Raw genomic sequence first — 548 nt, 5'->3', positions numbered from 1 at the left:
CACTTCCTCTTATGTCTTGTGCTTTTTAGACAACCCTGAAAGCTTTTAGCTTTGGTGATGCAATTTGCTGGGATTTTGGCGGAGAACCACAGGTAAAGAAAAAGGCCACATTAGCGGCCTTTTTCGGAGAAGATGCTCAGTGCGGAATTTCGGAGACTTCTTTAACGTCGGTTTTATTGATCTGCTGTTTGACACCATTCGCGTCTGTATAGCCAAGCAGGCCTGAGTCTGATTCTTTAGGTTTGCCGTCGCTGACAATAGTGCGACCGTCATTGGTGTGTATGGCATAGCTTGTGCGCGTGCAGCCGGTGAGGGCTGAAAGCGCAACTGCCGCTGCGAACACTGAAACAAAAATCTTTTTCAAAGCCAGCTCCTTTTATCCATATCAGTTTTGGTCACTAACCATCTAACTATAGGTCATTTTTTATGTGAAAAGAGGCTTGATGGTGGGCTGTATATCGAGTTAGGCGCGAGGTGCTATGGTCAAAGTGTGGTGTCAGGCGGGGAGGAGGCTTATATGAGATGTAATCCGGCCGATACATATACCA

The 548-nt window shown here is 46.5% G+C and carries 1 protein-coding gene; it reads right to left on the bottom strand.

The window, feature by feature from the left end:
• Positions 1–136: 136 nt before the first annotated feature.
• Positions 137–364 (bottom strand): YgdI/YgdR family lipoprotein, encoded by a 228-nt coding sequence (locus tag CSV68_RS16535; RefSeq protein ID WP_021243043.1) that lies wholly within the window; start codon positions 362–364, stop codon positions 137–139.
• Positions 365–548: the final 184 nt, after the last annotated feature.

Origin of the sequence: Sporosarcina sp. P29 (assembly GCF_002743265.1) — a bacterium.
Classification (GTDB): Bacteria; Bacillota; Bacilli; order Bacillales_A; family Planococcaceae; genus Sporosarcina.
The sequence above is the reverse complement of the archived record's forward strand: the minus strand, read 5'-3'. Positions and strand labels throughout refer to the sequence as shown.